Source organism: Paracoccus sp. (in: a-proteobacteria) (assembly GCF_032007265.1).
GTDB lineage: Bacteria > Pseudomonadota > Alphaproteobacteria > Rhodobacterales > Rhodobacteraceae > Paracoccus.
On the sequence record NZ_DALZMB010000050.1, the window covers coordinates 17,426 to 27,511 of the forward strand.

General features: G+C 60.2%; 6 protein-coding genes. All 6 read left to right on the top strand.

The features are described from left to right. Nucleotides 1-22: 22 nt before the first annotated feature. Nucleotides 23-1,117: a DNA cytosine methyltransferase gene (locus RTS12_RS11760; RefSeq protein WP_312528683.1), complete on the top strand. Its 1,095-nt coding sequence runs from the start codon at nucleotides 23-25 to the stop codon at nucleotides 1,115-1,117. Then, nucleotides 1,089-1,523 (top strand): very short patch repair endonuclease, encoded by a 435-nt coding sequence (locus tag RTS12_RS11765; RefSeq protein ID WP_205518390.1) that lies wholly within the window; start codon nucleotides 1,089-1,091, stop codon nucleotides 1,521-1,523. Before RTS12_RS11760 ends, RTS12_RS11765 begins: the two co-directional genes overlap by 29 nt. After that, nucleotides 1,520-4,636, top strand: coding sequence for a DISARM system SNF2-like helicase DrmD (gene drmD / locus RTS12_RS11770; protein WP_312528690.1), 3,117 nt, complete (start codon nucleotides 1,520-1,522; stop codon nucleotides 4,634-4,636). The genes RTS12_RS11765 and drmD overlap by 4 nt, the downstream gene beginning before the upstream one ends. Beyond that, nucleotides 4,633-5,580, top strand: a complete 948-nt coding sequence (locus RTS12_RS11775; RefSeq protein ID WP_312528692.1) for a type IIL restriction-modification enzyme MmeI — start codon at nucleotides 4,633-4,635, stop codon at nucleotides 5,578-5,580. The genes drmD and RTS12_RS11775 overlap by 4 nt, the downstream gene beginning before the upstream one ends. A gap of 63 nt (nucleotides 5,581-5,643) precedes the next feature. After that, the gene (locus RTS12_RS11780; protein ID WP_312528694.1) at nucleotides 5,644-8,955 is read left to right on the top strand and encodes an Eco57I restriction-modification methylase domain-containing protein; all 3,312 of its coding nucleotides are present in this window, start codon (nucleotides 5,644-5,646) and stop codon (nucleotides 8,953-8,955) included. A gap of 2 nt (nucleotides 8,956-8,957) precedes the next feature. Continuing rightward, a partial coding sequence (locus RTS12_RS11785; RefSeq protein WP_312528696.1) for a hypothetical protein occupies nucleotides 8,958-10,086 on the top strand: 1,129 nt, incomplete at its 3' end.

The window sequence follows — 10,086 nt, forward strand, 5'->3', positions numbered from 1 at the left end:
CAGGCGAAAAGTGAGAAGATGAATGAAGGACGTTACTTGCATTGACCTTTTTTGCGGTGCCGGTGGATTGACCCACGGCCTCCAGAAAGAGGGCATCAATGTCGTAGCTGGCGTCGACATCGAGGAAAGTTGCCGACACCCTTTCCAGTTCAATAATGATGCCATATTCATCAAAGAGGACATCAGCAAGGTGTCCGGTGCGAGACTCGACGAGCTTTTCGGGAATGGCGGGGTAAAGGTCCTTGCCGGATGTGCCCCGTGTCAGCCCTTCTCTACATATTCGCAGAGGTACGACGTGCTCAGCAGCCCACGCTGGGGGCTTCTCTATCAGTTCGACCGACTGGTGAAAGAGACGCGTCCAGACATCGTTACCATGGAGAATGTCCCAACCGTTGCGAAACACGCCGTCTTCGACGATTTCTCAGCTTCGCTCGAAAGTCAGGGATACTTCGTTCATAGAGGGGTCATTGACTGCATCAAATACGGCCTTCCCCAGACGAGGCGACGCATGGTCTTGCTTGCTTCAAAATTTGGGCCCATTCGCACCGCCGCACCTGATCTGGAACATGCGCGAAGCGTACGTGATGCAATTGGAGATCTGCCGCCGATTTCCCATGGCGAGAGTTGCTCCGCAGACCCGTTACATACCGCATCGCGGCTGTCGCCGCTAAACGTCGAACGTATTCGTGCTTCCAAGCCCGGCGGTTCTTGGCGTGATTGGCCAGAGCATCTGGTCGCCGCGTGTCATAAGAAAGATAGCGGCAAGACGTACCCTGGCGTTTACGGCAGGATGGAGTGGGACAACCCTGCGCCGACACTGACTACTCAATATTACGGGTTCGGGAACGGACGATTTGGGCACCCGGACCAAGACAGAGCAATTTCATTGAGAGAGGGCGCGATCCTCCAAGGCTTCCCTACGACCTATTCGTTCGTGCCTGAGGGCGAGCCTATCCATTTTAAATCCTTGGGTCGAATGATTGGTAACGCCGTCCCAGTAACCTTGGGCGAAGTGATTGGGCGAAGCATCATTGCCCATCTTCAGCAATTTTCTGATGCCGACCTGAATTCGGAAAGACAATCGCTCAATGGCGAATGCAAGCCCCTCGTCGCCTGAGGCCAGCCGTAGAATGGCGCGCGTGCGGCAAAAGGGCACGCGAGCGGAGCTGAATCTCCGCAAGGCTCTGCATGCCCAAGGCCTGCGTTATCGGCTCCACGTTCCACTTCTGGCGAAGCCCAGACGCATCGCAGATATCGTGTTTCCTGCGACCAAGATTGCCGTGTTCGTCGATGGATGCTTTTGGCACGGGTGTCCCGAGCATGCCTCTTGGCCTAAGAGCAACGCCGATTTCTGGCGCCAGAAAATCGAAACCAATCGCTCACGGGACGCAGACACTGACCAACGGCTGCAGGCTCTTGGGTGGGAGTCGGTTCGCATCTGGGAGCATGAAGATGCCAACCACGCCGCGAGCCGCATTGCAGAGCTCGTACGCGCACGCAGAAAGAATGGGGCCCAACCATGACCATGACAGCAGACGAATTGATGGCCGCGGTAGCTCACTCTGCTGCGCCGGAACCGGGCCAACTCGTCGAGGCTCGTCGTCGCCAATGGATGGTCTCGGAAGTTAACGGCGGGTCGGTCGCACCCGGTTTGCCCAAACGGCACCTCGTCCGGTTGGCCTCCATCGACGAGGATGCGCTCGGCGAAGAGATTGAGGTCATCTGGGAGCTTGAGCCAGGAGCTCATGTCATCGAGAGGGCCGGTTTGCCTCGCTTGACCGGCTTGGACGACCCTTCGACGCTGCAAGCCTTCCTTGATGCAGTCGTATGGGGAGCCGCGACGAACGCTGATCGGGGCTATTTGCAGGCCCCATTCCGCAGCGGTGTAAGCATCGAAGATTACCAACTGGATCCGCTCGTGCGAGCAATCGACATGGCGCGCACCAATCTTCTGATCGCCGACGACGTCGGCCTCGGCAAGACCATTGAGGCCGGGCTCGTCATTCAAGAGATGCTCCTGCGTCACCGCGCCCGCACGGTCCTCGTGCTCTGCCCTGCCTCCTTGCAGGAAAAGTGGCGAGTCGAGATGCAGGAGAAGTTCGGGCTCGAGTTCCGGATCGTCGATACGGACCATGTCAAGCGTTTGCGCCGCGAGCGCGGTCTCCACGCTAATCCGTGGACGTCTTTTCCCCGTCTGATCACCTCAATGGACTGGGCCAAACAGGGCGAAGGATTGCGCCTTCTGCGGGACGCACTGCCCCCGCATGTGAGCCATCCCAGGAAGTTCGACCTGCTCATCATCGACGAGGCTCACAACGTCGCCCCGAACGTCGGCCGCTATGCCGTCGAAAGCCTCAGGACGCGGCTTGTTCGTCTGGCCGCGCCACACTTCCAACACAAGCTGTTTCTCACGGCCACGCCGCATGACGGCTATACTGAATCCTTCACCGCGCTCCTCGAGCTTCTCGACGATCAGAGGTTCGCGAGAAATGTCCTTCCGAGTGACCCCCAGTTGACCCGCGTTATGGTCCGTCGGCTAAAGAGCGATCTGGTCGACGCCAACGGCAAGCGCATCTATCCCGAGCGGAAACTCGAGGCATTGCCGGTAGAATATGAGGGCGACGAGAGGAATGCCCGGAGCCAACTCGACGCATACATCAAGAGCCGCGAAGGCGGCGCTGATGGAGGACGGGCCGTCGATCACTTCGTACACCAGCTGCTGCGCAAGCGCCTATCATCATCTCCTGCTGCTTTCGCGGCCACGCTGGAGCGGCATATCGCGACGATCGAAGGTCGCTCGGTTAGCGACCGCAGCCAGAAAAAATTCGATGACCGCATTCTTCGGCGAGCGATAGCTAAGACCGAAGAGGACTACGCGGACGACGCGCAGCGCGACGCCGCAGAGGCGGAAGCGATCGAGGAAGCAGGCAAGCACGTCCGGCCACCGACCGACGAAGAACGCCGGATGCTCGACCGGCTGCGATCCTGGGCTCAGCAGGCGGCTCGTCGGTCCGACGCCAAGGCCACCGCCGTACTGGATTGGCTGGCCAGTCACCTGAAGGACGGTGACAGATGGACGAATGAACGAGTGATCCTGTTCACGGAGTATCGCGCCACTCAGCAGTGGATGAAGGAGATCCTCGCATCGAACGGCTTCGGGGGCGACAGGTTGGCTCTCATCTATGGCGGCATGGACCCAAAAGAACGCGAGAGCGTGAAGGCCGCGTTCCAAGCGAACCCCTCGGAATCCCCGGTCAGGATTTTGCTGGCGACAGATGCTGCCTCAGAAGGCATCGACCTCCAGAACCATTGCCATCTGATGATCCACCTCGAAATCCCATACAACCCGAATGTAATGGAACAGAGGAACGGCCGCATCGACCGCCATGGGCAACGCGCCGGCGAAGTCGTCATATGGCATCCGGTAGATGCCGAAGGCGGCCAAGGCGACGACATCCTGCGCGCGCTCCGAAAGCTGGATGCGATGCGCGCCGACATGGGCAGCGTAAATCCAGTCATTGCGCCGCAACTACCTGATTTACTTGAAGGACGCCGCCGTGACCTGGACACGAGGGAAGCCGAAATACGCATGGAGAAGTCTCGCCGTTTCGTGAGGGCTGAACGCGATCTTCGCGATCGTGTGGCAAAACTCCACGAACGGCTGAGCGAGACTCGACGTGAACAAAGCCTCGTGCCCGACCATATTCAGCGCGCCGTCAGCACCGCACTTCGTCTTGCGGACAAACCTGACCTGGAACCCGTTTTCCTGGCGGGCGCTCCGGATGGCACGGTTTTCCGAATGCCGCACCTCTCGGGTTCCTGGTCCCGTTGCCTTGAGGGGCTGGAACACCCGTATACACAGAAGGTCCGCCCCATCACCTTCGACCACGATGTGGCCAAGGGACGAGATGACGTCGTCCTCATTCACCTCAACCATCGACTTGTTCAGATGAGCCTGCGGCTCTTGCGCGCGGAAATCTGGGCCCGTGACGACGTAAAGAAGCTCCACCGGGCAACCGTACGCTCTCTTCCGGATGGGGAAATCGAAGGACCAGCCGTGGTGGTGATGTCCCGGCTCGTCGTGACCGGCGGGAACCATCACCGGCTGCACGAGGAGCTCACGGAGGCTGGCGGCTATATGCGTGATACCGGTTTCCGACGTGAGGGGGTCACGGAAGTTCGGCGTTGGCTCGAACAATCTCAGCCTGCGGCACTGTCGGATGCAACATTCGACGCCTTGAGGACACGTTTCGACAAGCAGCGTGATAGCATTTTGGCGGCCGTCGACGCTCGATCCAAGGACCGTCTCCGTTTTCTGGTGAACACGATCGAGACCCGCAAGCGCAAGGAAGCCGAGGACATCCGCCAAGTTCTGGACGACCTCGAAAAGGCGCTGAGAACCGAGATCGCCGCAGAGCAAATACCCGTCCAGCTCTCACTTTTCTCAGAAGACGAACGGACGCAGCTCAAGCGCGACCTTGCAGCCCTGGAAGCACGCTTGGCCAGAATCCCGAACGAGCGCGAGCAGGAGCTGAAGACGATCGAGGAACGGCATTCTAATGCCGTAGACCATACGTTCCCCGTGGCCGTCGTGCTGCTGGTTCCGGATTCACTCGCGACGGAGAAGCGCAGATGAGCAGCGATCACGAATGGCTGAACCTGATCGAAGTATCAGGGCCCTTCCTCGCGGTGCCCGTGCTGCGCGACGTCTTTCCTCAAGGCCTCGAGGCGCTGCCCTCGGGACGGCCTCAGCGACTTCGTCGCACCTACGAGGAATGGCGTGATGCCGTCGACACAGACGATCTCGACCTTTCCGCGCTGCACGCGGCCTGGATAGATGATGTGCTGATAAATGCGCTCGAGATGGACGAGACGGTCCTTCGCAGGGGGGTGGCGCTGCCCGAGCAGCTGACTGTCTCATTGCCAGAACACGGGGTCAAAGTCGCGCCCGATCTGGCTATCGTGAACCCCACGAACTCCGACGAGCCGCTCCTGCTCATCCAAGTTTACGGACCCGATACTGATCTTGATGCGACGCGCCGCTTCGATGGCCTGGCGATTACCCCGGCTGATCGAATGGTCGCTCTGCTCCGGTCGACTGGATGTCCAACTGGCGTCGTCACCAATGGCGAGCGCTGGATGCTCGTCCACGCGCCCGTAGGCGCCGTGGCAAGCTTCGCGAGCTGGTATGCGCGCCTTTGGGGTCAGGAACCGGAAACGTTGCGGGCATTCGTAAGCCTGCTGGGCGTCCGCCGCTTCTTCGGCCCCGACGACGGCAAACTTCCGGCGCTTTATGAACGTTCCCTGAAGCGTCAGGATGACGTTACCGAAGCGCTAGGAGAACAAGTCCGCCGCGCCGTCGAAGTGCTCGTCCAGGCTCTCGACCGCGCCGACCAGGACCGAAATCGCGAGCTCTTGCATGACGTCGATCCGCGAGAGCTCTATGAGGCCGGCCTGACCATGATGATGCGGCTCGTGTTCTTGCTGGCTGCCGAGGAACGCGCCCTACTGCTGCTCGGCGACCCGCGTTACGACGCCTTCTACGCCATCTCCAGCCTCCGGATGCAGTTGCGCGCGTAATCCGCGGAAATCCTTGAGCGCCGTCGGTCCGCGTGGTCGCGGCTGCTCGCGCTGTTTCGCGGCGTGTATGGCGGGATCGATCACCCGACCCTGCAGCTACCGGCGCTCGGAGGTTCTCTGTTCGACCCGGATCGCTATCCTTTACTCGAAGGGCGGAAGAAGTGTACGAGTTGGCGAAGCGATCCGGCCGAACCACTGCCGATCGACGATCGCACCGTTCTCCTGCTGTTGGACGCGATCCAGATCTTCGAAGGTCGCACGCTGTCCTACCGCGCGCTCGACGTGGAACAAATCGGGCATGTCTACGAGGGCCTCCTCGAGCGCACTGTGAAGCGCGTCGATGACGTCACACTCGAACTCGATAGCGGAACGAAGGCGAAGAGCCCGCGTGTGACGCTCGGCGAAATGGAGTCGGCGCGACTCGATGGCGCTGTCAAAGTGGCCGAACTGCTCAAGGAGCGAAGCGAACGATCGGAGTCCGCCATCCGCAACGCCCTTGATCGGACGGCCGACGACCGCCTTTCCGCACGTCTGCTCAGCGTCTGTCGTGGTGACGTTGGTCTGCGCGACCGCATTCTACCTTATGCCCCCCTGCTGCGGACCGATCCCTGGGGCTATCCGCTCGTGCACCACAAGGGCGCGTTCGTCGTGGTCCTCGGTGCCGACCGGCGCGAGAGTGGAACGCACTACACGCCAAAGAGCCTGACCGAAAAGATCGTCGCGGAAACGCTGACTCCAGTTGCCTACCGCGGCCCGGCCGAAGGCAAGGCGCCAGAGGAATGGGAGCTGAAGAGCGCCGAGGAGCTGCTGGATCTCAAGATCTGCGACCCTGCCATGGGCTCCGGGGCCTTCCTGGTGCAGGCATGCCGTTGGCTCTCCGACCGCTTGGTCGAGGCTTGGGCGGCGGCCGAGGCCAACGGCATGCGGATCGACAGTGAAGGACGTATCTTCGATGATGCGATCGAGGGGGCCGACCCGCTGTCGCAGGACGTCGAGGAACGCGCGATCGTCGCACGTCGCCTCGTGGCGGAACGGTGCATCTATGGCGTCGACAAGAACCTGCTCGCCGTGGAATTGGCCAAGCTCTCGCTATGGCTCACCACCATGTCCAAGGGGCGGCCCTTCGGCTTCCTCGACCACAACTTGCGCAGCGGTGACAGCCTGCTCGGGATCCATGACATCCGGCAACTGACCGAACTCAGCATGGTCCCGAAGGGGTCGACGCAGCTCAGGTTGTTCGGGCGGAGCATCACGGCCGCCGTGGAGAAAGCCACCGAACTGCGCACCCGTCTGCGCTCTATCCCCATCCGGGACATCGGAGATGTGAATGCGATGGCCGCACTCGATGCCGAGTCACGACGCGCGCTTCTCTTGCCGCAGGCCGTGGCGGATGCCTTCGTCGGGATCATTCTGGCGGGAGCGCGCGCGACCGAACGGGCAGACCGACTTCAAGCCCTCGAAACCCTGGCCGACGCGGCGGCAAACGGGACCGAGGCTGCGGTGGATCGACTTCGTCGCGATGCGATGACGGACCTACGCATTGATGCACCTGATGCTCTTTCGCGCGACCCCTTCCACTGGCCGCTTCAGTTTCCCGAGGTCTTCGGCGATCAGCGGGATGGTTTCGACGCTTTCATCGGCAACCCGCCCTTCCTCGGCGGCCAAAAGATAACAGGGGCGATGGGAACTGCTTTCCGTGAGTTCCTTGTCGAGAATATTGCCGGTGGGATGCGGGGATCGGCGGACTTCGTCGCTTATTTCTTCCTTCGGGCCTATTCGCTTCTGTCAGAACGCGGGCTTTTCGGTCTGATCGCGGTGAACACGATTGCGGAGGGAGATACCCGAGACGTCGGGCTCGGGCAGCTTTTGAAAGCTGGCGGGCAGATCATCGCAGCATATCCGAACGAGGTTTGGCCTGGAACGGCAAACGTCGTCACCAGTCGCGTACACATAGCGAAGTCAAGCTGGGGTGGAACTCGGCAACTGAACGGAAAGACTGTTGCCTACATCAGCTCGCACCTCGGCGAAGTAGAAGCATGGTCACCGAAGAAATTGGAGAGCAATGCAGGACTGGTGTTCCAAGGCAGCATTACTCTTGGTGATGGCTTCCTCGTAGATGCAGACTTCGTCGCCAAGACTCTCGCCGAAAATCGTGAATACGAGAAAATTGTCTATCCGTACTTGATCGGCCGAGAAGTCAATCAACACCCAGAGCATGAGCCGGGACGGCACGTCATCAACTTCTTTGATTGGACGGAGGAGGCGTCGCGTCGATACTCCTCTGCCTTTGCAAGAGTTGAAAGAGAGGTGAGGCCGGAGCGCGAAAAACAGAATGACGCCGGCGCAAAACGAGCGTGGTGGCTGCACCTCCGCCCCCGACCAGAACTTTATCACAAGATTGGACGCGGCGAGCTGTTTCAGTCACATCCGTCCGACTGGATTGATGACAGCCACAGGCTGGAGCGCGTTATCGTTTTCGCAACTGGAGCGACGAAATACCCTTGCTTCACGATGGTCCCGAACGAATACATCTACGCGAACACCGTATGCGTCGTTGCGAGCGATAGCTTTGGGCTTCTGGGCTGCCTCTCGTCTGACATCCACGCTGTGTGGGCTTGGGAACAAGGTTCCCGAATGAAGCAAGATCTTCGATACACCCATGGCGATATTTTCGAGACGTTTCCGCTGCCCGATGGTCTACTTCAAGCTGATACATCGCGCCTCTCCGAACTTGGAGAGGAACTCTTCCGCACGAGAAGAGAAGTGATGCGCGTAGAGCAAAAAGGCCTGACCAGCTTCTACAACGATTTTCATTCCCCCCATTTTCGACGCCAAGACGTCGGCCGCTGCAGAGAAATTCAATCCTCACTAAATGGAGCCGTCCTCGAAGCCTACGGCCTTGACGAAATTGACCTGGAGCTCGGCTTCCACGAAGTTGGCTATCTGCCCGCAGGAAAGAACACCCGCTTCACGATGAGCGAGAAGGCGCGGCGAGCGGTCCTGAATGGACTAAGCGAAATCAACAAGTCTCGTTATCTCGCGCAAGAAGAGAGCAAGGCATCGAAGCGCAGAAAGCCCGGTCAAAACAGCCGTAAAAGCAAGCGGAGCGTGGCGTCGAGCGACCAAGCTTCACTGAATCTTGACGCTCCTGCGAAGCCTAGACGTGACAGTGGAGACGCTAACGGCGCAGCCGAAAAGATCGTCACCCACCTCAAGGCGCGTCGCTCCTGGCTGAGCAAGTCGGACATCCTTGCCTATGTCGACATCCCGGATGGCCAATGGAATGCCGCGATCAACGATCTATTGGCGAGCGGCACCGTCGAATATCAAGGCGAACGCGGCAGCGCCCGTTACCGCATTTCCGAGAGTGATTGAAAATGACCGAGTTGATCGAAGAAGCCTCCCGCCAGAATGCTGCATGGATCATCCGTGGCGAGCTTGCCAACCACGGACGTGCACTCCGGATTGAACTCGGCCCGACCGACGAAACCGCCGTCGCTGCTGGTGACTGGGCAGTCGTCATAGGGTCCGACGATGCGGTGAGGATTGTCGGACGCATTCTGCGTGTCCGGTCAGATACCAATGGTCGGACCATCTATTTCGACCAAGCTCTCGCCGTTGATCCGGCGGTTCTCCTGACCGCGCTCGGATTGACAGCGCCGAGCGCGCCGGCGACACGGTTGCCATGGGGTGATTTCCTTCGTGCCCTTCCCTCGCTCGGCGCGGCTTCACCCGACGCAGTGCCGCTGATCCAGGACGTGACCTACGTTCGCGATCTTCTCGAGGTCTCGGTGCGCGACGATCTGCTCGGCCCAGCGGAGGGGCCGCACGAGCTGATCAAGGACATGAGCGTCCGCGATCGCTATCTGGTCGGCAAGCTCGCACCCCGACGCCCGGGTGACGATCAGGCTGCGCAAGTGGAACCGGCTTCCGGTGCCGATGAGGCGGGCGACCTCGAGGAAGAACGGGCCGCACCGCTGCACGAGCCCGGGGCAGAGTTTCCGACTGCAACCGGCCGGGTGGAGCCCGAAGACGACGCGCTCGACGAGATCGACACGACGAACAACCAATCGCTGGTGCCATCAAGCATGGGACTGACCTTCTGCGTCGCCGCAGATGTTCAATCGTTGGCGGTAGAGGCCCGGTGGGGGCGTTTTGAACGGGTCCCCAATGCTGAGCACGACATCACCAAGACCCGGCGCAATCGCCAGACCGGCCGAGAAGAACAGGTGAAGGTCAAGGTATGGCAGCGCGTCCCGTGTGGCGGTGTCGTCCCCCTGCCGTTGATCGATGGACCGCTCCCCCCGTCAATCCCCGACCCCGACCAACCGGATGTTCGGCTTCAAGGCACGGTTCGGACGAACAACAAGGGTGAGCGTGTCGTCACTCTGTTCCTCGTGAACGGACAGCTGGAGCCCGAGGACAACAAGGATAGTGCCTGGCTCTTCCAGCCCGAGATCACCGTCGAGGCCCCTGAAGATCATAATGACAAATCGGTATTCCGGC